Source organism: Burkholderia paludis (assembly GCF_000732615.1).
Taxonomy (GTDB): Bacteria; Pseudomonadota; Gammaproteobacteria; order Burkholderiales; family Burkholderiaceae; genus Burkholderia; species Burkholderia paludis.
In genome coordinates, this window is record NZ_JPGL01000043.1 from 25,780 (window position 1) to 50,489 (window position 24,710).

The 24,710-nt window shown below is 67.3% G+C and carries 21 protein-coding genes; 4 read left to right on the forward strand and 17 right to left on the reverse strand.

Annotated features, from left to right (window positions below):
* Window positions 1–43: 43 nt before the first annotated feature.
* The 4 genes from rsmA to GQ56_RS0124160 are packed head-to-tail and all read right to left on the reverse strand — an operon-like array spanning window position 44 to window position 5,692.
* A complete protein-coding gene (gene rsmA, locus GQ56_RS0124145) occupies window positions 44–871 on the reverse strand; it encodes a 16S rRNA (adenine(1518)-N(6)/adenine(1519)-N(6))-dimethyltransferase RsmA (RefSeq protein ID WP_031401086.1) in 828 nt (275 codons plus the stop codon).
* A 49-nt stretch (window positions 872–920) separates the two neighbouring features.
* Complete coding sequence (gene pdxA / locus GQ56_RS0124150; RefSeq protein ID WP_031401087.1) at window positions 921–1,910, reverse strand: 4-hydroxythreonine-4-phosphate dehydrogenase PdxA; 990 nt, start codon at window positions 1,908–1,910, stop codon at window positions 921–923.
* Window positions 1,911–1,921: 11 nt separating this feature from the next.
* Window positions 1,922–3,280 carry a peptidylprolyl isomerase gene (locus GQ56_RS0124155; RefSeq protein WP_031401088.1) on the reverse strand — a complete coding sequence of 453 codons (1,359 nt, stop codon included), beginning with the start codon at window positions 3,278–3,280 and terminating at the stop codon, window positions 1,922–1,924.
* 51 nt (window positions 3,281–3,331) lie between these two features.
* Window positions 3,332–5,692: an LPS-assembly protein LptD gene (locus GQ56_RS0124160; protein ID WP_031401089.1), complete on the reverse strand. Its 2,361-nt coding sequence runs from the start codon at window positions 5,690–5,692 to the stop codon at window positions 3,332–3,334.
* A gap of 225 nt (window positions 5,693–5,917) precedes the next feature.
* Here GQ56_RS0124160 and GQ56_RS0124165 point away from each other — a divergent pair, with 225 nt between their 5' ends.
* Complete coding sequence (locus tag GQ56_RS0124165) at window positions 5,918–6,967, forward strand: aminoglycoside phosphotransferase family protein (RefSeq protein ID WP_031401090.1); 1,050 nt, start codon at window positions 5,918–5,920, stop codon at window positions 6,965–6,967.
* 31 nt (window positions 6,968–6,998) lie between these two features.
* On the forward strand, window positions 6,999–7,718 hold the full coding sequence (gene murU, locus GQ56_RS0124170) for an N-acetylmuramate alpha-1-phosphate uridylyltransferase MurU (protein WP_031401091.1): 720 nt from the start codon (window positions 6,999–7,001) through the stop codon (window positions 7,716–7,718).
* Between the two features lie 118 nt (window positions 7,719–7,836).
* On the opposite strand, the gene GQ56_RS0124175 is transcribed toward murU, so the two are convergent.
* Window positions 7,837–9,708, reverse strand: a complete 1,872-nt coding sequence (locus tag GQ56_RS0124175) for an ABCB family ABC transporter ATP-binding protein/permease (protein ID WP_031401092.1) — start codon at window positions 9,706–9,708, stop codon at window positions 7,837–7,839.
* 175 nt (window positions 9,709–9,883) lie between these two features.
* Between GQ56_RS0124175 and GQ56_RS0124180 the strand changes: the two genes are divergently transcribed.
* Window positions 9,884–10,279, forward strand: a complete 396-nt coding sequence (locus tag GQ56_RS0124180) for an acyl-CoA thioesterase (RefSeq protein WP_031401093.1) — start codon at window positions 9,884–9,886, stop codon at window positions 10,277–10,279.
* A 27-nt stretch (window positions 10,280–10,306) separates the two neighbouring features.
* Here GQ56_RS0124180 and GQ56_RS0124185 read toward each other — a convergent pair whose 3' ends face one another.
* Window positions 10,307–10,789: a nitrate reductase associated protein gene (locus GQ56_RS0124185; RefSeq protein ID WP_031401094.1), complete on the reverse strand. Its 483-nt coding sequence runs from the start codon at window positions 10,787–10,789 to the stop codon at window positions 10,307–10,309.
* A gap of 145 nt (window positions 10,790–10,934) precedes the next feature.
* On the opposite strand from GQ56_RS0124185, the gene fdhD reads away from it, so the two are divergent.
* A complete protein-coding gene (gene fdhD / locus GQ56_RS0124190) occupies window positions 10,935–11,747 on the forward strand; it encodes a formate dehydrogenase accessory sulfurtransferase FdhD (RefSeq protein WP_407638602.1) in 813 nt (270 codons plus the stop codon).
* A gap of 45 nt (window positions 11,748–11,792) precedes the next feature.
* Here fdhD and GQ56_RS0124195 read toward each other — a convergent pair whose 3' ends face one another.
* The 11 genes from GQ56_RS0124195 to GQ56_RS0124245 all read right to left on the reverse strand — a co-directional run bounded on the left by GQ56_RS0124195 (window position 11,793) and on the right by GQ56_RS0124245 (window position 24,695).
* On the reverse strand, window positions 11,793–12,560 hold the full coding sequence (locus GQ56_RS0124195; protein ID WP_031401096.1) for an enoyl-CoA hydratase: 768 nt from the start codon (window positions 12,558–12,560) through the stop codon (window positions 11,793–11,795).
* A gap of 92 nt (window positions 12,561–12,652) precedes the next feature.
* A complete protein-coding gene (locus tag GQ56_RS0124200; protein ID WP_031401097.1) occupies window positions 12,653–13,852 on the reverse strand; it encodes an acetyl-CoA C-acyltransferase in 1,200 nt (399 codons plus the stop codon).
* Between the two features lie 70 nt (window positions 13,853–13,922).
* A complete protein-coding gene (locus tag GQ56_RS0124205; RefSeq protein WP_031401098.1) occupies window positions 13,923–16,358 on the reverse strand; it encodes a 3-hydroxyacyl-CoA dehydrogenase/enoyl-CoA hydratase family protein in 2,436 nt (811 codons plus the stop codon).
* A 113-nt stretch (window positions 16,359–16,471) separates the two neighbouring features.
* Window positions 16,472–18,259: an acyl-CoA dehydrogenase C-terminal domain-containing protein gene (locus GQ56_RS0124210; protein ID WP_031401099.1), complete on the reverse strand. Its 1,788-nt coding sequence runs from the start codon at window positions 18,257–18,259 to the stop codon at window positions 16,472–16,474.
* 58 nt (window positions 18,260–18,317) lie between these two features.
* On the reverse strand, window positions 18,318–18,917 hold the full coding sequence (locus tag GQ56_RS0124215) for a TetR/AcrR family transcriptional regulator (RefSeq protein WP_031401100.1): 600 nt from the start codon (window positions 18,915–18,917) through the stop codon (window positions 18,318–18,320).
* Window positions 18,918–19,117: 200 nt separating this feature from the next.
* Complete coding sequence (gene clsB, locus GQ56_RS0124220; protein WP_031401101.1) at window positions 19,118–20,392, reverse strand: cardiolipin synthase ClsB; 1,275 nt, start codon at window positions 20,390–20,392, stop codon at window positions 19,118–19,120.
* On the reverse strand, window positions 20,389–20,883 hold the full coding sequence (gene nudB / locus GQ56_RS0124225) for a dihydroneopterin triphosphate diphosphatase (RefSeq protein ID WP_031401102.1): 495 nt from the start codon (window positions 20,881–20,883) through the stop codon (window positions 20,389–20,391). Before nudB ends, clsB begins: the two co-directional genes overlap by 4 nt.
* 160 nt (window positions 20,884–21,043) lie before the next feature.
* Window positions 21,044–22,846, reverse strand: coding sequence for an aspartate--tRNA ligase (aspS, locus tag GQ56_RS0124230; RefSeq protein ID WP_031401103.1), 1,803 nt, complete (start codon window positions 22,844–22,846; stop codon window positions 21,044–21,046).
* A gap of 67 nt (window positions 22,847–22,913) precedes the next feature.
* Entirely contained in the window at window positions 22,914–23,564 is a 651-nt protein-coding gene (locus GQ56_RS0124235; RefSeq protein WP_011353157.1) for a DUF502 domain-containing protein, read from the reverse strand.
* Between the two features lie 61 nt (window positions 23,565–23,625).
* Window positions 23,626–23,973, reverse strand: a complete 348-nt coding sequence (locus tag GQ56_RS0124240; protein WP_031401104.1) for an FmdB family zinc ribbon protein — start codon at window positions 23,971–23,973, stop codon at window positions 23,626–23,628.
* 95 nt (window positions 23,974–24,068) lie between these two features.
* Entirely contained in the window at window positions 24,069–24,695 is a 627-nt protein-coding gene (locus tag GQ56_RS0124245) for a methyltransferase domain-containing protein (RefSeq protein ID WP_031401105.1), read from the reverse strand.
* Window positions 24,696–24,710: the final 15 nt, after the last annotated feature.

A 24,710-nucleotide genomic window follows, 5' to 3' on the forward strand; every position in this document is an offset into this window, starting at 1 on the left:
GGCAGCCTCTTCGACACGAGCGGCGCGGCGCATGCCGCGCGCGTCATCCGGCCTTGCGCACCGTCGCGAGCGCCTGCGCCACGCCCACGTATTCGGCCACGCTCACGTCTTCCGCCCGGCGCGCGAGATCGAAGCCGAGCGCGTCGAAATCGATCGTCTCGCGATAGTCGCCGAGCGTGTTGCGCAACATCTTGCGACGCTGCGAGAAGGCCGCGGTGACGATTTCGCCGAGCAAGGCGGGATCGACGTCCGGCAGTTCGTGCGGCTCGTACGGAATCATCCGGACGATCGCCGAATCGACCTTCGGCGGCGGCTGGAACGATTCCGGCGGCACGTCGAGCATCTTTTCCATCACGTAGCGGTACTGCAGCATCACCGACAGACGCGAGAACGCCTTCGTGCCCGGCTCCGCGACCATCCGCTCGACGACCTCGTTCTGCAGCATGAAATGCTGGTCGATGACCGCATCGGCGAACGTCATCAGGTGAAACAGCAGCGGGCTGGAGATGTTGTACGGCAGGTTGCCGACGATCCGCAGCGACGGCTTGTCGCCGGGCGCCGCGAGCGACCGGAAGTCGAACGCGAGCGCGTCGCCCGCGTGCAGCTCGAGCAGCGCGCCGAAACGCTGCTGCAGGCGCCCGATCAGGTCGCGGTCGAGCTCGACCGCGTGCAGCGGCGACTCGGGCGTCGCGAGGCGCTCGATCAGCGGCTCGGTCAGCGCGCCGAGACCGGGGCCGATCTCGACCATGCGCTGGCCGCGCGCGGGACCGATCGTCGAGACGATCGAGTCGATCACGCCGTGATCGACGAGGAAGTTCTGCCCGAAGCGCTTGCGCGCGAAGTGGCCTTGGTGCTGTCTGCTGTTCGACATCGACTGAGTAAAACGAAAAATGCGACGAATGAGGTGAAGCCGGGCCGCGTCAGGCCCTGCGGCGGTGGCGCGCCATCGTGACGGCCGTGTCGAGCGCGGCGATCATGCTGCCCGGATCGGCGCGGCCCGTACCGGCCAGATCGAGCGCGGTGCCGTGATCGACCGACGTACGGATGATCGGCAGCCCGAGCGTCACGTTGATGCCCTCGCCGAACGTCGCATACTTCAGCACGGGCAGGCCCTGGTCATGGAACATCGCGAGCACGCAATCGGCGTCGGCGAGGTGGCGCGGCTGGAACAGCGTGTCGGCCGGATACGGGCCGCGCGCGTCGATGCCCTGCGCTTTCGCGCGGGCCAGCGCCGGCGAGATCACGTCGATCTCCTCGCGGCCGAGATAACCGTTCTCGCCCGCATGCGGATTCAAGCCAGTCACGAGAATGCGTGGTGCCGCAAGGCCGAAGTCGCGCCGCAGGTCGCGATCGATGATCGCGAGCGTCTCGACGAGCCCGTCGACCGTCAGCGCGGCCGACACGTCCTTCAGCGGCAGGTGCGTGGTCGCGAGCGCGACGCGCAGCGGCCGCTCGCCGGTGCCCGCCAGCATCATCACGACACGCGGCGTATGCGTGCGCTCCGCCAGGTATTCGGTATGGCCGGTGAACGGCACGCCCGCATCGTTGATCGTGCTCTTCTGCAGCGGCGCGGTCACGATCGCGTCGTAGCGGCCTGCCAGCGCGCCGTCGATCGCTGCGTCGAGCAGCTCGAGCACGTACCGGCCGTTCGCCACGTCCAGCTCGCCCGCCCGCGCAGGCATCGCGAGCGCGCGATGCACGATCGACACCGGCCCGCCGCCGGCCAGCGCGGCCCGGTCGGCACCGACGGCCGCCGCCCGTGCGTCGAGCAGCGCCGCGTCGCCGAGCACGGTGAAATGCGCGTCGGGCCAGCGCTGCGCGGCGTCACGCAGCGCCAGCACGGTCAGTTCCGGGCCGACCCCTGCGGGTTCGCCGGTCGTGATCGCGATCTGCAGCGCGGGCGTGGTCATCCGATGCTCGCTCAGTTCGCCGGGCCGATGCCGCCGATCTTGTACTGCACGTACGACGAATCGCGCAGCTCGCGCAGCCAGTCGGCATAAGCCTGCTCGGCCTTGCGCTGGCCGATCGCCTGACGCGCGATATCCATCTGCTGCTGCACCGAGCCTTCCGCCTCGCGGCGGTCCAGCACCTGGATCAGGTGGTAGCCGTACTCGGTACGAATCGGCTGGCTGATCTGGCCGTCCTGCAGGTTGTTCATCGCGCGCTCGAATTCCGGCACGGTCTCGCCCGGGCTGATCCAGCCGAGATCGCCGCCCTGCGACGCCGAACCGTCCTGCGAGTAGGTGCGCGCGAACTTCGCGAAATCGCCGCCGGCCTCGACCTGGTTGCGGATGTCGAGCAGTTGCTGGCGCGCCTGGCCTTCCGACTTGCCCTCGCCCACGCGCAGCAGGATATGGCGCACGTGCGTCTGGACGATCTTCGGCGCCGCGGCGCTCGCGCCCTGGCTCTGGCGACGGTCGACGAGACGCACGATCTCGAAACCGTCCGGCACGCGGATCAGCGTCGGGTTGACCTCGCCCGGACGCAGCGTCGAGGCGGCGCTGACGACGTCGGCCGGCAGCGCGCTCGGCGCCTTGAAGCCGAGGTCGCCGCCCTTCTTCGCGTCGCTCGCCTCCGAATTGTTCTTCGCGAGCTTTTCGAAATCGGCGCCCGACTTCGCCTGCTGCAGCAGCGCCTCGGCCTTCTTCTGCGCGACGTCGATATCGGCCTGCGGCGCGTTGGTCGGCGCCTTGATGAAGATGTGCTGGAAGCGCAGATCCTGCTGCTGCGACGCGTTCGGCCCGCGCTGGCTCGCGATGTAGTTCGCGACCTCGGCGTCCGACACGGTGATCTTGCCGTCGACCTCGCGCTCGCGCAGCTTCGACAGCATCAACTCGGTACGCGCGTCGCTCGTGAAGATGCTCCAGGGCACGCCCTGCGCCTCGAGACGCGAGCGATACTGATCGAGCGTCATCCCGTTCGCCTGCGCGAGACGCTGCAGCGTGGACTGCACGGTCGCGTCGTCGACGCGAATCCCGTCGTCCTTGGCCTTCTGCACCTGGATACGCTCGAGCACCATCTGGTTCAGCACCTGCGCGCGCAGCTGGTCATCCGGCGGCACCGGTGCGTTCTGCTGCTTCAGCCGGCGCGCGATCAGGCCCGCGCGCTGGTCGAGTTCGCGGCTCGTGATCACGTCGTTGTTGACGACAGCGACGACTTCGTCGGCAAGCTGCGCGCCTTGCGAACCAAGCGCCTGCGCCGCGGCCGGCGCGGCGGCGAGCAGCGCAGCGGACGCGGCAAGGCTGGACACGACTGCCGCGAAACGAAGGGTTTTCTTCATTGCCACTGGAACTCCATTGAAATCGTGCTGACCGGTACAAACACGCCGGCGTTACTCGTAGTTGCTGAAGCGGGACATCGGCGGCGGCGGCGGCGGCAGCGGCGTATAGCCCGGCACCCCGGCGCGGAACGCTGACACGAGGCCGTTGTCGACCGTCGACAAGCCCTTGAGCGTCAGCTGCATCATGAATCGCGTCGACGAGCTCTGCTGTCCCGACGAATTCACGCCGTTCGCGGCCCGCTGCACGCCGACCCCGAGCGCCCAGCAATCCGCGTCGTATTGTAAGCCGAGCAGACCGTCGACCACGCGATCGCCGGCCAGATCGTAATTGAAGCGGCCGATCGCATACAGGCGGCGCGTGAGCGGCCATTGCGCCGAGATCAGGAACTGGTTGATCGGCTGGCCGTCGAGCGTGGTGTTCGCGCGCGTATAGCGGTAGCCGACGTTGATCACCTGGCGCTCGCCCGGGCTGTAGCCGAAACCGACGCTCGACTTCACGAGCTGGTTGTTGTTCTGGTTGTACTGGAACGCCGTCTCGGACATGAAGCCCGAGCCGAACTTCAGCGCTGCGCCGACGATCAGGTCCGAGTGGCGTGCCAGCGCTGCGGGCTGCGTGGAATTGAACGTGACGCGCTGATCGGCGAAGTAGTACTGCTGCGCGATCACGAACCGTGCGCGCTCGTCGCCGGTGCCCGGATCGATGAAGCGCGACGTCAGGCCGGCCGTGATCCGGTTCGCGTCGGCGATCCGGTCGTTGCCGACGAACGTGTTCGGCTGGTAGATCTCCGCGAGCCCGAAGTCCGATTCAGCGGTGTCGAACAGCGGTGCGTTCGACTGGTCGCGATACGGCGTGTACACGTAGTACAGGCGCGGCTCGAGGGTCTGGATGAAATCCTGGCCGAACAGGCGCACCGAGCGATCAAAGATCAGCCCCGAGTCGAAGCTCACGGTCGGGATCGACTCGGTGAAACGCTTCGGGCTGTTCGGCGTGGTCGACGACATGTAGTTCAGGTCGTACGACGCAAAGTGATACTGGATCTTCGGCACGACGAAGTAGCCGGGGCCGTATACGCCGTAAGCGATGTACGGATTGAATACGACCCGGTCGCCTTGGGTCATATCGGCCGTCGTGATGCGGAACCGCGAATAGTCGGCTTCCGCGCCGAAATCGAAACCGCCGACGTTGTACTTCGTGTACTTCACGTTCAACTGCGGCTCGCGGCTGTACGGCGCGGTCGACGGCGGCAGCGTCTGCCAGTGCTGGTAGCGCGCGAGTACCGACCACGGGCCGTTGTTGTACGTGAGGCCCGCTTCCTGCTGGTACAGCGCCTGCGTGCCGTTGATGAACTGGTTCGTCGAGCCGAGGTCCTCGGGATACGTGTTGTCCGAGACCTTGTTGTAGTAGACGTAGCCGCCGAAACCGCCGCCGAAGTTCTGCTGGTGCTGCCAGTAGATCGCATAGCGGCTACGGTGCGCAAGCCGGTCGTCCGGCAGGTAATTGGCCGTAAACGTGCCCGAATACGTCGGCGACAGGTAGCGGAACGTCGCCTCGGCCATCACGCCGCGCCGCGAGATGATGCGCGGCGTGAGCGTCAGGTCGCGGTTCGGCGCGATGTTGAAGTAGTACGGCAGCGTCAGCTCGAAGCCGTTGCTCGAGTTCATCGAGAACGTCGGCGGCAGCAGGCCGCTGCGCCGCTCGCCCGACAGCGGGAACGTCATCCACGGGCTCGCGAAGATCGGCACGCCCTGGAAGAACAGCACGCTGTTGCGCACGGTGCCTTCGTCGGCGCCCGTATCGAAGTCGAAGCGGCTGCCCTTGATGTACCACGCGGGGTTCGTCGCGCACTGGCACGCCGTATAGGTGCCATTGATGAACACCGAGCGCTCGTCGTCGACCATGTCGACCCGCTCCGCGCTGCCCGATCCGCCCGTCATGTTGAAGTGGTACTTCGGCGCCGTCATGAAGCCCTGGTTGGCCTCGATCTTCAGGTGCGCCTCGGGGCCCGCGAACGCCGTGCCGGAATTGATCACCCTGACCTGGCCGTACGCATTGGCCATGTCGGTATCCTGATCGTAGTGGATCGCATCGGCCTTCACGACGGTTTCGCCGCGCCGCAGCTCGGCGGAGCCTTTCGCGGCCATGTCCTGCTCGGCCGTGCCGCTCGTGTGGTCGGCGATCACGAAGGCGGCCGGCTTCTCGCCGTCCTTCAGCGGATGATCCTCGAGCTGGGGTGCGAGACGCAGATCCCACGGCGAGTCGAGCGGTTGCGGCTGCGCGGCCGCGCCCGACAGCTGCGCGTACGACACCGCCGGCACGAGGCCGGGCACGGCCAGCAGCGCGAGCGCGAGCCGCCGTTTGCGCGGCGCCCCGTCACCGGGGAAAACATTCGGGAATAGCGGTTTGGGCGGCATCTATCGTTTGGCGAATCGCCCCTTGTCAACCGCGCCGTCGCGGCACATTCGCGCGCGACGGGCCGCGCCGTCGCACCGCGACTGCGGCTGAGCGCAAACCGGGGAGGCGATCTCGGGCGCCGGCGCGACAGGCGGCGAGCCTGCACGGCGGAAAGCTGACGCAGGGCGCGTCAAAAAAGTCGTGGGGTATTATATGGCAAGACGTTCCCCCCTCCGCCGAGTTTCATGACGCCCCCATCCGCCGCATCCCAGCCCGACGCCCGCCTCGAAGCGCTCACCAAGTGGCTGCACCCGCTCGCCGAGCGCTACGCGCTCGACCTGTCGACCCTCGCGCCCGCGTCGTCGGACGCCAGTTTCCGCCGATATTTCCGCGTGGCATCGGCCACCAGCGCCGGCGGCACGCTGATCGCCGTCGACGCGCCGCCGCCCGAGAAGTGCCGCGAATTCGTCCAGGTCGCGCAGTTGCTTGCCGCGGCCGGCGATCACGTGCCGGACGTGCTGGCCCACGATTTCGACGCGGGTTTCATGCTCGTGACCGATCTCGGCCGCACGTCGTACATCTCGGTGCTCGATCCGGCCGCCCCGGCCGACGCACGGCCGCTGATGCGCGACGCGCTCGACGCGCTGATCCGCTTCCAGCTCACGTCGAGGCCCGACGTGCTGCCGCCGTTCGACGAAGCGTTCCTGCGCCGCGAAATGGAGCTGCTGCCCGAATGGTTCATCGGCCGCCACCTCGGCAAACCCGTCACCGACGCGATACGCGGCACGCTCGACCGCACGTTCGCGCTGCTGGTCGCCAGCGCGCAGGCGCAGCCGCAGGGTTTCATGCTGCGCGACTTCATGCCGCGCAACCTGATGGTCTGCGAGCCGAACCCGGGCGTGCTCGACTTCCAGGACGCCGTCTACGGGCCGCTGACGTACGACGTCGTGTCGCTGCTGCGCGACGCCTTCATCACCTGGGACGAAGCGTTCGAACTCGACTTGTTCGCGTACTACTGGGAAAAGGCGAAAAAGGCCGGCCTGCCGGTCGACCCCGATTTCGGCGAGTTCTACCGCCAGCTCGAATGGATCGGGCTGCAGCGCCACATCAAGGTCCTCGGCCTGTTCGCGCGCATCCATTACCGCGACGGCAAGCCGCACTACCTGAACGACCTGCCGCGCTTCTGCGCGTATGCGCGCAAGGTTGCGCTGCGCTACCGCCCGCTCGTGCCATTCGCGAAGCTGCTCGACGAACTCGAGGGCAAGGCGGCGGCCGACGTCGGTTATACATTCTGATCGCCCCGACCCTCCTGAAACCCGGCCGAACATGAGCAACACCCTGACCACGGCGATGATCTTCGCCGCCGGGCGCGGCGAACGGATGCGCCCGCTGACCGACACCCGCCCGAAGCCGCTGCTCGAAGCAGGCGGCAAGCCGCTGATCGTGTGGCAGATCGAAGCGCTCGCGCGCGCGGGCATCGAGACGATCGTGATCAACCACGCGTGGCTCGGCGAACAGATCGAGGCCGCGCTCGGCGACGGTTCGCGCTGGGGCGTGCGGCTCGCGTACTCGGCCGAGGGCGAGGCGCTGGAAACGGCGGGCGGCATCGCGCAGGCGCTGCCGCTGCTGGCGCGCGACGGCCAGCCCGCCGTGTTCGCGGCGGTCAGCGGCGACGTCTATTGCGCGTTCGACTACCGTACGCTCGCGCCGCGCGCCGCCCGGATGGCCGCGCTCGACGCGCCGGCGATGCACCTCGTGATGGTGCCCAACCCGCCGTTCCACCCCGCCGGCGACTTCGCGCTCGGCAACGACGGCCGCCTCGCGCTCGACGGCGCCGCGCGCTTCACGTTCGGCAACATCGGCCTGTACGACACACGGATGTTCCGCGATCTCGCGGCCGGCACGCGGCGCCCGCTGACGCCGTACTATCGCGCCGCGATCGAGGCCGGCCGCGCGAGCGGCGAACTGTACGAAGGCATCTGGGAGAACGTCGGCACGCCCGCGCAGCTCGGCGAGCTCGACGCGCGGCTGCGCGCCGCGGGCTGACCGGACGACCGGACGATTCATCGAACGACGAGCGCCCGGCAACGCGCCGGCGCACCTTCCGCGCGCCGTTCCCGCCGACCGCCTTGCCGCTGCGTTCAGCGCGGCGCGGCAGCGCCGCTCATGCGGCCTCGGCCGCTTCCCCGCCCGCCGCCGCGCGCTGCTGCTGCAGCGCCCACATCTGCGCATACAGGCCGCCGGCCCGCACCAGCTCGTCGTGCGTACCGCGCTCGACGATCCGCCCGTGGTCCATCACGAGGATCTGCTGCGCGTGCACGACCGTCGACAGCCGGTGCGCGATCACGAGCGTCGTGCGATGCCGCGCGATCTGGTCGAGTTCGTGCTGGATCGCGCGCTCCGAGCGCGAATCGAGCGCCGACGTCGCTTCGTCGAACAGCAGCACCGGCGGATCCTTCAGCAGCGTGCGCGCGATCGCGACGCGCTGCTTCTCGCCGCCCGACAGCTTCAGCCCGCGCTCGCCGACCGGCGTGTCATAGCCTTTCGGCAAGCTTTCGATGAAATCGTGGATGTGCGCGGCGCGCGCGGCCGCGATCACCTCGTCGCGGCTCGCGGTGGGCCGGCCGTACGCGATGTTGTAGTAGATCGAGTCGTTGAACAGCACGGTGTCCTGCGGCACGATCCCGATCGACGCGCGCAGCGAATCCTGCGTGACGTCGCGGATGTCCTGCCCGTCGATCCGGATCGTGCCGCCGGCCTGCCGGTCGAGATCGTAGAAGCGGAACAGCAGCCGCGACAGCGTCGACTTCCCGGAGCCGCTATGGCCGACCACCGCGGTCGTCGTGCCCGCGTCGATCGTGAACGTCACGTCGTGCAGGATCGGCCGCGCCGGCTCGTACGCGAAGTTCACATGCTCGAAGCGCACCTGCGCACCGGCCACCTCGAGCGGCCGCGCATCGGGGCGGTCGGCCACTTCCTTCGCGGCCGACAGCAACCCGAACATCCGGTCCATGTCGGTCAGGCTCTGCTTCAGTTCGCGATAGACGACGCCGAGAAAGTTCAACGGAATGTAGAGCTGCAGCATGAACGTGTTGATCAGCACGAGATCGCCGAGCGTCAGCTTGCCCGCGAGCACGCCCTGCGTCGCGCGCCACAGGATGAACACGAGCCCCGTGCCGATGATCGCCTGCTGGCCGAAGTTCAGCACCGACAGCGAGTTCTGCGAGCGGATCGCGGCCTTGCGGTAGCGCTTCAGGTTCTCGTCGTAGCGCTGCGCTTCCCACGCCTCGTTGCCGAAATACTTCACCGTCTCGTAGTTGATCAGCGAATCGATCGCCCGCGAGTTCGCACGCGAATCGAGCTCGTTCATCGTGCGGCGGAAATGCGTGCGCCAGTTGGTGACCTTCACCGTGAACACGATGTACGTGATCAGCGCCGCGAACGTCACGTAAGCGTAATAGGCCTCGTACTTGACCACGAAGAAGCCGAGCACGAGCCCGACCTCGACGAGCGTCGGCAGGATGCTGTACAGCGAATACGAGATCAGTTGCTGGATGCCGCGCGTGCCGCGCTCGATGTCGCGCGACATGCCGCCCGTCTGGCGCTCCAGATGAAACCGCAGCGACAGTCCGTGCAGGTGCCGGAACACCTGCAGCGCGAGCCGGCGCACCGCGCTCTCGGTGACCTTCGAGAACAGGATCTCGCGCAGCTCGGTAAACAGCGACGTCGACAGCCGCACGAACGCATAGGCGACGACCAGCAGCCCCACCCCGCCCGCGAGCACGATGCCGGCCGACTGTTCGGCACGGCCGAGCGCGGTGATCTGCTGGACGTAGGACAGGTGGTCGACGATGCGCTTCATCACGATCGGCACGCCGAGGTTCGCGACCTTCGCCGCGATCAGGCAGCCGAGCGCGAGCGCGACGCGCCATTTGTAGGTGGTCAGGTACGGCAGCAGCGACCGGATGGTCTGCCAGTCGTTGCGGGGCCCGGTCGAAGCCTGTGCAGGCTCGCCGGAAGCGGGAAATCGGCGCATGGGGGGAAGGGTCGGCGGCGCCGCCGGGCGCATGCATCGGCGGCCGGCTCGCTCACTTTCTCGTACAATTTGCGAACGTTGTATTGTCGCAGAAGCCGCTTCGCGCCGCTGCCGGCGCTTCCGCCGGCCAGCCTGCGCGCGGCGGCGTATTGATTACAGGATGAAAGCCCCCGCCATGACCGATTCGACCCTCGAACTCCCGCAAAAGCAACCCGCCCTGCGCGTCGTCCCGCAGCCGCATGACGCGAACGTCCACGGCGACGTGTTCGGCGGCTGGATCATGTCGCAGGTCGACATCGCCGGCTCGATTCCCGCGAGCCAGCGCGCGAACGGCCGCGTGGCGACGGTCGCGGTCAACTCGTTCCTGTTCAAGCAGCCGGTGTTCGTCGGCGATCTCCTGAGTTTCTACGCGACCATCACGCGCACCGGCAACACGTCGATCACGGTCGACGTCGAGGTGTACGCGCAACGCATGCGCCTGATGGGCGAAATCGTCAAGGTTACCGAAGCGACGCTCACCTACGTCGCGACCGGCCAGGATCGCAAGCCGCGCCAGCTGCCGCCGCTCTGACCGGCGGGCGACGCGGCCGGCCGCCCGTCAGTGCGTGGCGGTCAGCCCGAACTCCCGCATCGCGGGCAGGAAATCGTGATTCAGTTTCGGCTTGCGCGACAGCTTCACCAGCACATAGCGCTGGAACGGCGCGAGCCGCCGCCATTGCGCAAGCTCGGGCGCGGTCAGCCCGGCCAGCGCGCTCTGCTGCACGAGCGACTCCGGCACCGTATCGACGGCGCGCCAGGTCGGCCGCTCGTCCGGCTGGAACCATGACGGTTCCAGATCGGCGTGCGTGCGCAGCATTTCGAACAGCGCATGATCGAAGTTGGGCTCGATCGTGGTGTCGTCGTCGGCCGGAAAGCGCGCGAGCAGCTTGCGGTCCTCGAGCGGCAGCAGTTGCCACTGCTCGAGCGAGATCCGCAGACCGAAACGGTCGAGATTGAAACGCACGATCATCGGGATATAGGTGAAGTTTTCCGACGATTCGTGTTCGAAATCGAATAGCAGTGGAGTGTCGCTGAGTCCCATGGTCGTTACCTGATGTGGCGGATGCCGGCGCGGCCGGCTTGCCTGAGGTATTTTAGAACCTGTGCGCGCAGGCGGCGGACCCGATTGTCGCCGGCCGCGCGTCGAATCAACGGGAGTACTCGTGAATCCGACCGAATCCGGTGCAATGCACGACGAACCGCGCGGCGCGGTCGAACTGTCCGTGCGCCGCACGCGCGGCGGCACCGTCGAGACCGCGTACGACTACGTGGGCCAGGAATGGCCCGTCGCGCTCGTCTTCAACGGCATCTCGCACGCGGTGATGATGTGTACGCCGTGCGACCTCGAGGCGTTCGCGGTCGGTTTCGCGATCTCGGAAGGCATCGTCGCGCGCGGCAGCGACATCAAGGACATCGAGGTGATCCTGCACGCCGACGCGCCGCTGCCGCACGCGGAAGTCCATCTGGAAGTCGTCCAGCAGGCGTTCGCCGCGCTGAAGGACCGCCGCCGCGCGCTCGCGGGACGCACCGGCTGCGGCGTATGCGGGATCGAAAGCATCGACCTGCTCGACCTCGCGCCCGAACGCGTGCCCGATACGGGCTTTCTCGCGCGCCTCGCGCCCGACGCGCTCGCGCGCGCCGCGCGCACGCTGCCGGCCCATCAGGCGCTCACGCAGCTCACGGGCGGCCTGCATGCGGCCGCATGGTGCGATGCAACCGGCGCGATCCGGACGGCCTTCGAGGACGTCGGCCGCCACAACGCGCTGGACAAGCTGATCGGCTCGCTCGTGCTGTCTCGCGCCGACGCGACCGACGGCTTCGTATTCCTGTCGAGCCGCGCGAGCTACGAGCTCGTGCGCAAGGCCGCCCGCGTCGGCATCCCGCTGGTCGCGACGATCTCCGCACCGTCGTCGCTCGCGATCGACATCGCGAAGGCGGCCGGCCTGCGGCTCGTCAGCTTCTGCCGCGAGACCGGCCACGTCGACTACGGCACGGCCTGAGCGTGCCTCGCGCCGGCGGCCCTGCCGCCGGCACGCGCCGCTCCGTCAGTCGAACTGACGGAAATCCGGCTTGCGCTTCTCGAAGAACGCCGTCATCGCCTCGCGCGCTTCCGGCGCGCGCAGCATCGCGGAGAAGTGACGCGCCTCCTCGGCCATCCGCGCGGGCGTTGCCGCACCGCCCGTATCCTTCAGCAGTGCCTTCGTCACGCGCAGCGACGACGCCGGCAGCGCCGCGAGCTTCGCCGCCTGCTTCGCCGCGAACGCATCGAGCTCCGCGGCCGGCAGCACCCGGTTGACGATGCCGATGCGGTGCGCTTCCAGCGCATCGAACGCCTCGCCGAGCAACAGCTTCTCGGCCGCGACCTGATGGCCGGCCAGGCGCGGCAGCAACACGCTCGACGCCGCTTCCGGGCACAGCCCGAGCTGCACGAACGGCAGCGAGAACATCGCGGTATCGGCCGCGTAGACCAGATCGCAGTGCAGCAGCATCGTCACGCCGACGCCGACCGCGACGCCCGGCACCGCCGCCACGATCGGCTTCTGCGCGCCGCTGATCCGCGCGAGAAACTGGAATACCGGCGCGTTGTCGTCCTTCGGCGGCGACTTCAGGAAATCCTCGAGATCGTTCCCCGAGCTGAAATTGCCGTCGCTGCCGCGCAGCAGGATCACGCGGACCGCCTTGTCTTCCTGGGCTTCGGCGAGCGCATCGGCCATCGTCTGGTACATCGCCGCCGTCAGCGCATTCTTCTTCGCCGGGCGCGCGATCGTGATCGTCAACACGCCGTCGGCGCGTTCCACTTGAATTTCGGCCACAACCGTCTCCTTTGAGTGTCCCCTACCGGAATGAAAAAACGGTGCGCGAGCTCGTGGCCCGCACACCGTCGTCGCTTTTCGTCGCGTCCCGCTTACAGGCGTTCGATGATGCCCGCGGCGCCCATGCCGGTGCCGACGCACATCGTGACCATCCCGTACTTCAGGTTGCGGCGGCGCAGGCCGTGCACGACGGTCGCCGCGCGGATCGCACCGGTCGCGCCGAGCGGGTGACCGAGCGCGATCGCGCCGCCCATCGGGTTGACCTTCGACGGGTCGAGGCCGAGATCGCGGATCACCGCCAGCGATTGCGCGGCGAACGCCTCGTTCAGTTCGATCCAGTCGAGATCGTCCTGCTTCAGGCCCGCGGCCTTCAGCGCGGCCGGAATCGCTTCCTTCGGGCCGATCCCCATGATTTCCGGCGGCACGCCGCGCACCGCGAAGCTCACGAAGCGCGCGAGCGGCGTCAGGTTGAATTCCTTGAGCACCTTCTCCGACACGACGAGCAGCGCACCCGCGCCGTCCGACGTCTGCGAGCTGTTGCCGGCCGTGACCGAGCCCTTGTTCGCGAACACCGTGCGCAGCTTCGCAAGGCCTTCGATCGACGTATCCGCTCGCGGACCTTCGTCGAGCGCGATCTCGCGCGTCTTCACGTCGATTTCGCCGGTCGCGAGGTTCGGGAAACGCTCGGTGAGCGTGTACGCGGCGATCTCGTCGTTGAATTCGCCGGCCTGTTGCGCGGCCAGCGCCTTGCGGTGCGACTCGACCGAGAACGCGTCCTGGTCTTCACGGCTCACCTTCCACTGGTCGGCGACCCGCTCGGCCGTCAGGCCCATCCCGTACGCGATGCCGAAATCCTCGCTGCGATCGAAGATGTGCGGCGACATCGACGGCTTGTTGCCCATCATCGGCACCATGCTCATCGATTCGCAACCGCCCGCGAACAACGCGTCCGACTCGCCGACACGGATACGGTCGGCCGCCATCGCCAGCGCCGTGATGCCCGACGCGCAGAAGCGGTTGACCGTCACGCCGCCGACCGTCTGCGGCAGGCCCGCGAGCAGCGCGCCCATGCGCGCGACGTTCAGACCCTGCTCGGCTTCCGGAATCGCACAGCCGATGATCGCGTCCTCGATCACCTTCGTGTCGAGGCCGGGCACCTGCGCGACCGCCGACCTGATCGCGTGGACCAGCAGCTCGTCCGGGCGCGTATTCTTGAAGACACCGCGCGGGGCCTTGCCGATCGGCGTGCGGCTGGCGGCGACGATGTATGCGTCTTGCAGTTGTTTGCTCATTTCAGACTCCTGTCGGCCCGGGCCGCCGCTTCAGCGCCGCCCCGGGCCCCATACAAAGTTATCCGCTCGCTCAGTTGCGCACCGGTTTGCCGGTCTGCAACATGCCCATGATCCGCTCCTGCGTCTTCTGCGTGCCGAGCAGCTCGACGAACGCACGACGCTCCAGCGCGAGCAGCCACTGCTCGTCGACCAGGCTGCCGGCTTCGACGTCGCCGCCGCACACGGCCTCGGCGATGCGGCTCGCGATCAGGTAGTCGTGGTCGCTGATGAAGCGGCCGTCGCGCATGTTGACGAGCGATGCCTTGATCGTCGCGATCGCCGAACGGCCCGCCACCGGCACGTCCTTCGCGCGCAGCGGTGCGCGGTAGCCGGTCGCAGCCAGCGCACGCGCCTCCTTCTTCGCGGTGTCGAGCAGTTCGAACACGTTGAAGACGATCGTGTCGGACGGCTTCACGTAGCCCATCGCACGCGCATCGTGCGCGGACGCCGAGACCTTCGCCATCGCCGCGTTCTCGAACGACTTCGTGACGAACTTCAGGATGTCGGTGGTCGCGTTCGCGGCCGTGGCGGCGTCCGCCGCGCGCAGCGCCGCTTCCTTCAGGCCGCCGCCTGCCGGCACGAGGCCGACGCCCACTTCGACGAGGCCGATGTAGCTCTCGACGTGCACGACGCGCTTCGCGCTGTGCAGCATCAGTTCGCACCCGCCGCCGAGCGCGATGCCCGACACGGCTGCGACCACCGGCACGTTCGCGTACTTCACGCGCAGCATGCCTTCCTGGAACTTCTTCACGAACGGCTCGATACCCTTCGCACCGCCCATCATGAACGCGGGCATCGCCTCTTCGAGGTTCGCGCCGGCCGAGAACGGGCCGCCCGGCGTGCCGAGCTTCAGCGACGTCGGCTGCCAGATCACCACGCCCTTGTAGTCCTTCTCCGCGACTTCGATCGCCTGCACCAGGCCGTCGATCACGCTCGGTCCGATCGTGTTCATCTTCGACTTGAACGACACGATCACGACGTCGTCCTCACCCGCACGGTCGTCGACCCATGCGCGCACGGCGTCGGTCTCGAACAGCGTCTTGCCGTACGTCTTCGGATCGGCGCCGGCTTCGCCGAGCAGCGGCGCGCGGAACACCTGCTTGCCGTAGACCGCGAGGTCCGAACGCGGCACGAAACGCTTCGCCGCCGGCGCCCACGAGCCTTCGGCCGTGTGCACGCCGCCCTTCTCGGCAACCGCGCCCTCGAGCACCCACGACGGCAGCGGCACGTTCGCGAGCGCCTTGCCGGCCGCGATGTCTTCCTGCACCCACTCGGCGACCTGCTTCCAGCCGGCGGCCTGCCAGCCTTCGAACGGGCCTTCGTTCCAGCCGAAGCCCCAGCGGATCGCGAGGTCGACGTCGCGCGCGTTGTCCGCGATCGACTCGAGATGCACGCCGATGTAGTGGAACACGTCGCGGAAGATCGACCACAGGAACTGCGCGTGCGGATGGTCCGTTTCACGCAGCAGCTTCAGGCGTTCGGCCGGCGGACGCTTCAGGATGCGGCCGACGGTTTCGTCCGCCTTCGCGCCCGAATCCACATAGGTGCCCGTCTTCGCGTCGAGCACCTTGATCGCCTTGCCTTCCTTCTTGTAGAAACCACCGCCCGTCTTCTGGCCGAGCGCGCCCTGCTTCACCAGTTCGGCAAGCACGGCGGGCGTCTGGTAGACCGGGAAGAACGGATCGTCGGCGAGATTGTCCTGCATCGTCTTGATCACGTGCGCCATCGTGTCGAGGCCGACCACGTCCGCGGTGCGGAACGTCGCCGACTTCGCACGGCCCAGGCGGCTGCCCGTCAGGTCGTCGACTTCGTCGAAGCGCAGGCCGAACTTCGCGGCCTCGGTGATCACCGCGAGGATCGAGAAGATGCCGACGCGGTTCGCGATGAAGTTCGGCGTGTCCTTCGCGCGCACGACGCCCTTGCCGACGATGCTGGTCAGGAACGTCTCGAGCTGGTCGAGGATGTCCGGGCGCGTATGCCCGGTCGGAATCAGTTCGACCAGGTGCATGTAGCGCGGCGGGTTGAAGAAGTGCACGCCGCAGAAACGCGCCTTCAGCTCGTCCGAGAAACCTTCGGACAGCTTCGTGATCGACAGGCCCGACGTGTTGGTCGCGAAGATCGCGTTCGGCGCGATGTGCGGTGCGACCTTCTTGTACAGGTCGTGCTTCCAGTCCATCCGCTCGGCGATCGCCTCGATCACGACGTCGCATTCGGCGAGCTTCGCGATGTCGTCTTCGTAGTTTGCCGCTTCGAGGTACTTCGCGTCGTCCTTCACGCCGAACGGCGCGGGCGACAGCTTCTTCAGGTTCTCGATCGCCTTCAGCGCGATCGCGTTTTTCGGGCCTTCCTTGGCCGGCAGGTCGAACAGCAGCACCGGCACGCGTGCGTTGATGAGGTGCGCGGCGATCTGCGCGCCCATCACGCCGGCGCCCAGCACGGCGACCTTGCGAATCAGGAAATTGCTCACGGGATGTCTCCGGATAGTGTCGTGCAGCGCGGGAGGTAAGGGCTGCACGGCGAAGTGAGTACCAGGAACCGTTGGGCTCGGGCGGCGCGCGGCGCACGCCGCCCGAACGCGCGTCAGAACAGCGATTCGTCGACTTCCATCAGCGTCTTCGAACCGGCGCGCGCGGCGCGGATCGTCGATGCCGTCTCGGGCAGCAGGCGTGCGAAGTAGAAGCGGGCCGTCGCGAGCTTCGACTTGTAGAACGGATCGCCCGACGCTTCGTTGTCGAGTGCGAGGCGTGCCATGCGCGCCCAGAAGTACGAGAACACCAGGTGGCCGACGGTGCGCAGGTACGGCACGGCGGCGGCGCCGACTTCGTCCGGGTTCTGCATCGCCTTCATGCCGATTTCCATCGTCAGCTTCTGCACCTTGTCGCCGATGTCGGCGAGCGGGTTGATGAACTCGGCCATCTCCGGCTTCACGCCTTCGGCTTCGGCGAATTCCGTGACGAGCTTGCCGAACTTCTTCAGCTTCGCGCCCATGTCGCCGAGCACCTTGCGGCCCAGCAGGTCGAGCGACTGGATCGAGTTCGTGCCTTCGTAGATCATGTTGATCCGCGCGTCGCGCACGTACTGCTCCATGCCCCACTCGGAGATGAAGCCGTGGCCGCCGTAGATCTGCATCGCGTGGTTGGTCGACTCGAACGCGTTGTCGGTCAGGAAGGCCTTGATGATCGGCGTGAGCAGCGCGACGAGGTCGGCCGCTTCCTTGCGCACCGCTTCGTCACCGTGCGACAGCTCCTTGTCGATCTGCAGCGCGGACCAGTACGTGAACGCGCGCGCGCCCTCGGCATAGGCCTTCTGCGTGAGCAGCATGCGACGCACGTCCGGGTGCACGATGATCGGGTCGGCCGGCTTGTCCGGTGCCTTCGGGCCCGTCAGCGAGCGCATCTGCAGGCGCTCCTTCGCGTACGTAAGCGAGTTCTGGTAGGCGACTTCCGTGAGGCCGAGGCCCTGCATGCCGACGCCGAGGCGCGCGGCATTCATCATCACGAACATCGCGTTGAGACCCTTGTTCGGCTCACCGACCATCCAGCCCTTCGCGCCGTCGAGGTTCATCACGCACGTCGAGTTGCCGTGGATGCCCATCTTGTGCTCGATCGAGCCGCACTTGATGCCGTTGCGCTCGCCCGGCTCGCCCGCTGCATCGGGGACGAATTTCGGCACGATGAACAGCGAGATCCCCTTCGTGCCCTGCGGCGCGTCCGGCAGGCGCGCGAGCACGAGGTGGATGATGTTCTTCGACATGTCGTGCTCGCCGCTCGAGATGAAGATCTTCGTGCCGCTGATCGAGTACGAGCCGTCGCCGTTCGGTTCGGCCTTGGTGCGCAGGATGCCGAGGTCGGTGCCGCAGTGCGGCTCGGTCAGGCACATCGTGCCCGTCCATTCGCCCGACACGAGCTTCGGCAGGTATTGCTTCTGGAGTTCCGGCGCGCCGTGCGCGTGCAGGCATTCGTAGGCGCCGTGCGACAGGCCCGGATACATCGTCCATGCCTGGTTCGCCGAGTTCAGCATTTCGTAGAGCGCGTTGTTCACGAACGCGGGCAGGCCCTGGCCGCCGTAGTCCGGATCGCAGCCCAGTGCCGGCCAGCCGGCCTCGACGTATTGCCGGTAGGCCTCCTTGAAGCCGGTCGGGGTCTTCACGACGCCGTCGCCTTCATACGTGCAGCCTTCGCGGTCGCCGACCTGGTTCAGCGGGAACAGTACCTCGGAGCAGAACTTGCCCGCTTCCTCGAGGACCTGGTTGATCGTGTCGGCGTCGAGGTCCGCATGCTTGGGCATTTGCTTGACTTCGGCTTCGACGTTCAGAAGCTCGTGCAACACGAATTGCATGTCGCGCAGCGGCGCGGCGTACTGTCCCATGACTCTCTCCAAAGGTGGGCAAAACGGCTCGAGCTCCTGGCGGGCGGGTCACGCGCCGCTAACGGCTCTCGCTCTGATACGAAACAATCGTCTTTTCCAGCGCGGCCCACGTGAGGCGCACGGCGTCCGGCGAATGCAGGAAGCGGGCGTCGTGATGCAGGCCGAGCGTGAAGCTGTACAACTCGAAGAGCATCAGGTCCGGATCGGTATCCGCACGCAGATGGCCTTCTTCCTTCGCCTGCGAAATGGCACGCAGCATCGCGGCACGCCAGGCCGTCACGCTCGCGATCAACTGCTCGCGCACGGGGCTGTCAGGCCGGTCGTCGTATTCGACGGCGCCGCTGATGTAGATGCATCCCGTCGTCACCTCCTGGATGCGCTTCTCCGTCCAGCGGGACAGCATCGCCCGGAGGCGCGGCAAGCCGCGCGGCTCGCGCAGGCTCGGAAAGAACACCTCGTTTTCGAAACGATGGTGATACTCGCGGACGACCTCGACCTGCAGGTCCTCGCGCGATCCGAAGTGCGCGAACACGCCGCTCTTGCTCATCTGCATGCGCTCGGCCAGCAGACCGATCGTCAGCCCCTCCAGCCCGTCACGGCTGGCGAGATCCAAAGCAGCTTCAAGTATCGCGGCACGCGTCTGTTCGCCTTTTCGCATAGCTATTTCTGTAACCGTTCGGGGGTTCGAATAAAATCGAACGGCCGTACTATTATTGAGTGCGGCCGCTCGCGAAACAAGGAAATTATTAGAAACCGGTGTCTAACCGAGCCGCTATTTTGCGCGATTCCGGCGGGACCGGAGCGGCTTTTCCGCACGAACGTGCGGACAGATTTTTTGAAGCGAGTGCTGAGTCGGTATCAGTCGTAACCGCCGACCGTCAGCGCCTTCATCACGACGCGATATGCCGTATAGGCGAGCCAGTTCAGCATGCGCTCGATGCGCGGGCGCGCGGCGAAGCGGGCGGGGTCGATCTCCCGGCCGTCGGCGAACGCCGCCGCGATCGCGTCGCGCAACTCGTTCGTGACCGCATCGTAGCGCACCAGCACGACGTTCGCCTCATTGTTCAGCATCAGGCTCAGCGCGTCCAGATTCGACGAGCCGACCGTCGCCCAGTTGTCGTCGATCACGGCCACCTTGCCGTGCAGCATCGTCCTGTCGTACTCGGCCACGCGCACGCCCGCGCGCAGCAGCGCGTGATAGAGGAACGGCACGGCCGTATCGAGCGCGGCGAATTCGTTGCGGCCGATCAGGATCCGCACGTCGACGCCGCGCCGCGCCGCGCCCGTCAGCGCGCGCCGCAGCTTGCGGCCCGGCATGAAGTACGGATTCGCGAGCAGGATCCGCTGGCGCGCCTGGCCGATCGCGGCGAGATAGGCCTTCTCGATCGCGCGGCGGTTCACGACGTTGTCGCGCGCGACGAATGCCACGCTGGGCTCGGTCACGACACGCAGCGCGCCGGCCTTGATCCAGCGATGGCTGCGCATCCAGCGCCGGAACATGTCGGGAAACGCCTCGCCGCCGTGCAGGCCGGCCGCGTACTGCGCATACGGCTTGTGCCCGAACCGGATCCGGTGCCACTGCAGCTCGAACGCCGCGCGCACGTCGGACACCGCGGGCCCCGACATCTCGACCGCGAAGTCCCAGCGCGGAAACGGCAGCGTCGTGCCGTTCTGCGCATAGTCGTCGACGAGATTGATGCCGCCGCAGAACGCGGTTGCATGGTCGATCACCGCGAGCTTGCGGTGCGTGCGCGAGAAGCCGAAGCGGCCGAACAGGAAGCGGTTGTAGATGGCGTGCTCGACGCCGGCTCCCTCCCACGTGTCGAACAGCGGCAGGCGCGCGGTGCCGATGCCGTCGGTGATCACGCGCACGCGCACACCGCGCTGCGCCGCGCGGATCAACGCGTCCGACACCGGCCGGCCAGCCGCGTCGTCACAGAAGATGTAGGTTTCGAGCATCACCTGCTCGCGGGCCGCGTCGATCCGTTCGATCAATGCGCGGAAGAATTCGCCGCCGCCCTCGCACAGCCGCACGGTATTGCCCGACGTGAAGGCGAGCCGCGACGCCGAGCCGCGTTCCTGCAGGAACATCTGCCGCAATTGCGCAAAGCGCTTGCGGGCTTCCGCCGTCATGCGGACGAGCCGTGCGGCGCGCGCGCGAGTGCCGTGCGCACCGGCAGTTGCAGGATCGCCTCGGCGTTCGACGGCGAGAAGCAGCGCGCGGCCGCCTCGCGAAACGGCAGCCACGCATGATCGACATGCTCGCGCGGCGACAGCGTCACGTCGACGCGACGCGGCACGCACAGGCCGAACCAGTGTTCGGTGTTGCGCGTGACGCCCGGTGCATAGCGGTGCAGGTATTGCGGATAGATCGCGTATTCGATCCGGTGGCGCCAGTCGACGAGCGCCGCGGCGGGCAGGTCCGGCGTGCCGACCGCGATGCCGGTTTCCTCGGCCACTTCGCGCGCGGCGGTCACCGCGAGCGGCTCGTCGATAGCGTCCTTCGATCCGGTCACCGATTGCCAGAAGTCGGGCTGGTCGGCACGCTTGATCACGAGCACATCGAGGTCGGGCGTGTAGATCACGACGAGAACGGATTCGGGGATTTTCGGCGGCTTCGTCATCTTGGTTTCATGCGGCACGGGGCCGCGCGCGGGGCATCTGCGCCGAACGTGCGGCAAGTGCTGCGACTGTACCGCAAAAAACGAAAAAGGCGCATCGCAGCGCCTTTTTCATGTGCGTCGTGTGCGCGTCGCCGCACACACGGCCGGGGGTGCCGGCGCGTTACGCCTTCGGCTGCTCCGGCTGACGCAGACGGATGTGCAGTTCGCGCAGCTGACGCTCGTCGACCGGGCTCGGCGCCTGCGTGAGCAGATCCTGCGCACGCTGCGTCTTCGGGAACGCGATCACGTCGCGGATCGAGTCGGCGCCGGCCATCATCGTGACGATGCGGTCGAGGCCGAATGCGATGCCGCCGTGCGGCGGCGCGCCGTACTGCAGCGCGTCCAGCAGGAAGCCGAATTTCAGTTGCGCTTCTTCCGCACCGATCTTCAGCGCGCGGAACACCTTGCTCTGCACTTCCTCGCGATGGATACGCACCGAGCCGCCGCCGATTTCCCAGCCGTTCAGCACCATGTCGTAGGCCTTCGCGAGGCAACGACCCGGATCGGTCTCGAGGTACTCGAGGTGCTCGTCCTTCGGGCTCGTGAACGGGTGGTGCGCTGCGACGTAGCGCGCATCCTCGTCGTCGTACTCGAACATCGGGAAGTCGACGACCCACAGCGGCTTCCAGCCGGCCTGGACCAGACCGTTCGCCTTGCCGAATTCCGAATGACCGATCTTCAGGCGCAGCGCGCCGAGGCTGTCGTTGACGACCTTCGCGCGATCGGCCGCGAAGAAGATGATGTCGCCGTCTTCCGCACCGGTGCGCTCGAGGATCGCCGCGATCGACGCGTCGTGCAGGTTCTTGACGATCGGGCTCTGCAGGCCGTCACGGCCCTTCGCCTTCTCGTTGACCTTGATCCATGCGAGGCCCTTCGCGCCGTAGATGCGCACGAATTCCGTGTAGCCGTCGATGTCGCCGCGCGTCAGCTCGCCGCCCTTCGGCACGCGCAGCGCCGCGACGCGGCCGTCCTTCGCATTGGCCGGCGTGCTGAACACCTTGAAGTCGACGTCCTTCATCGCGTCGGTCAGCTCGGTGAATTCGAGCTGCACGCGCAGGTCGGGCTTGTCCGAACCGAAACGCGCCATCGCTTCCGAGTACGGCATCACCGGGAACGTCGCATCGAGCTCGACGTCGATCGTCGTCTTGAAGATATGACGGATCATGTCCTCGAACAGGTCACGGATTTCCTGCTCGCCGAGGAACGACGTTTCGCAGTCGATCTGCGTGAATTCCGGCTGACGGTCGGCCCGGAGGTCTTCGTCGCGGAAGCACTTGGTGATCTGGTAGTAGCGGTCGAAGTTCGCGACCATCAGCAGCTGCTTGAACAGCTGCGGCGACTGCGGCAGCGCGAAGAACTGGCCCGCGTTCACGCGCGACGGCACGAGATAGTCGCGCGCGCCTTCCGGCGTGCTCTTCGTCAGCATCGGCGTTTCGATGTCGATGAAGCCCTGCTCGTCGAGGTACTTGCGCGCCTCGATCGCGACGCGGTAACGCAGGCGCAGGTTGTGCTGCATCTGCGGGCGGCGCAGGTCGAGCACGCGGTGCGTGAGACGCGTCGTTTCCGACAGGTTGTCGTCGTCGAGCTGGAACGGCGGCGTGACCGATGCGTTCAGCACGTTCAGTTCGTGGCACAGCACCTCGATCTTGCCGCTCTTCAGGCCGGCGTTGACCGTGCCTTCCGGACGGTTGCGCACGAGGCCCTTGATCTGCACGCAGAACTCGTTGCGCACGCCTTCGGCGGTAGCGAACATTTCCGCGCGATCCGGGTCGCACACCACCTGCACGAGGCCTTCACGATCGCGCAGGTCGATGAAGATCACACCGCCGTGATCGCGGCGGCGCTGCACCCAGCCGCACAGCGACACGGTTTGGCCCAGCAGGTGTTCGGTCACGAGACCGCAGTATTCAGTACGCATCGACATGATGTTTGCTTTCGTTCGGTTTGATCAACGGGCGCCGCAACGCGCGGCCCGGGCGATGATTCGTTACTTACAGCGGCGGCTCGACGGGGCGGCGGGCAGGCGCAGGAGCCGGCGCCGGGGGCGCCACCACGCCCATCGAGACGATGTACTTGAGCGCGGCATCGACCGACATGTCGAGTTCGATGACTTCGCTCTTGGGCAGCATCAGGAAGAAGCCCGACGTCGGGTTCGGCGTCGTCGGAATGTAGACGCTCACATACTCTTCCGTCAGATGATTGAGCACGTCGCCGCCCGGCGTACCGGTCAGAAACGCGATCGTATACGAGCCGCGACGCGGATATTCGATCAGCAGCGCCTTGCGGAACGCATTGCCGCTGCTCGACAGCAGCGTGTCCGACACCTGCTTGACGCTGGTGTAGATCGGCCCGACCACCGGGATGTGGCGCACGACCGCATTCCACCACGTGACGAGCTTCTGGCCGATGAAGTTCCGCGTGGCCAGCCCGACGACGAAGATGAACGCGAGCGTCAGCACCGCGCCGATCCCCGGCAGGTGGAAGCCGAGCATCCGCTCGGGCTGCCACGATTCGGGCAGCAGCAGCAGCGTCTGGTCCATCGTCCCGATGATGAGACCCAGCACCCACAGCGTGATCGCAAGCGGGACGAGAACCAGCAGGCCGGTCAGAAACACCGATTTCAGGGTCGTCTTTTTCATCATCTGCCGTCAATGAACCGCGCCGGCGGCGCGGGTTGGTCGCGGCCCGGCCGGGCCGCGACGGTCAACTGCCGGCGGCGGGCGCTGCAGCCGGGGCGGGCGCGGCGCTCGTCGTCGTGCTTTCGGAACTGCTCGTTGCAGCCGGCGCGGCCGCTGCGGGCGACGCGTCCGCCGCGCCTGCCGGCGCCGCGTCGCCTGCCGCCGTCGCCGGGGCGCTGGTGCCGCCCGAGCCGCCCCGAAAATCGGTGACATACCACCCCGAGCCCTTCAGCTGAAAGCCCGCAGCGGTGACCTGCTTGCGAAACGCGTCCTTCCCGCACTCCGGGCACTGGGACAGCGGCGCGTCGCTCATCTTCTGGAGCACGTCCTTCGCGAAACCACACGCTTCGCATCGATAGGCGTAGATCGGCATGATATTTTTCCCGCGGAAACTGGAAACGGCTTGCAAAACCTTGAATTATAGCCGAAACCCCGGCGCGCTCCGGCAATGGCCGCGACGCCCGCGCATCAGCGGCGGCGCCACGTGAGCCAGCGCTCGTGCCCTTCGAACACCGGCAGAGAATCGGTCACAGGCAGATCCTCGATCAGCTCGAAATGCGGCGCGAGCAGCGCATCGAGTTCGGCCCGCTCGATTCCGAACGGCGGCCCCTTCGGTTTCGCCATCAGGAAGAAGTAGCCGGCCAGCCATCCGCCCGCGGGCAGCAGCTCGGCCATGCGCGCAGCGTAGTCGGCGCGCATCGCGGGCGGCAGCGCGCACAGGAACGCGCGCTCGTACACCCACTGCACGTCGAACGGCGGCCGGTACGCAAAGAAATCGGCCTGCTCGACCACGCCGGCTTGCGCGCCGAGCTGCGCCTTCGCGACGGCCACCGCCTGCGCGGCGAAATCGATCGCGCGCACGGGCCAGCCCGCCTGCGCGAGCCACCCGGCCTCCTGCGCGCTGCCGCAGCCCGGAATCAGCACCGCGCACGGCGCGCGCCGGTGCGCAAACGCGCGGAAGCCCTCGGGCACGCCGCCGAACTCCCAAGGCGTCACGCCGCGCTCGAAGCGCTCGTCCCAGAACGACGCGTCGCCGGGGTCGCGCGTCGTGAAATCGGCGGCCGACGGTGCGGCCGGGTGCTTCGGATCGGACATCGCCCCGCTCCTGTC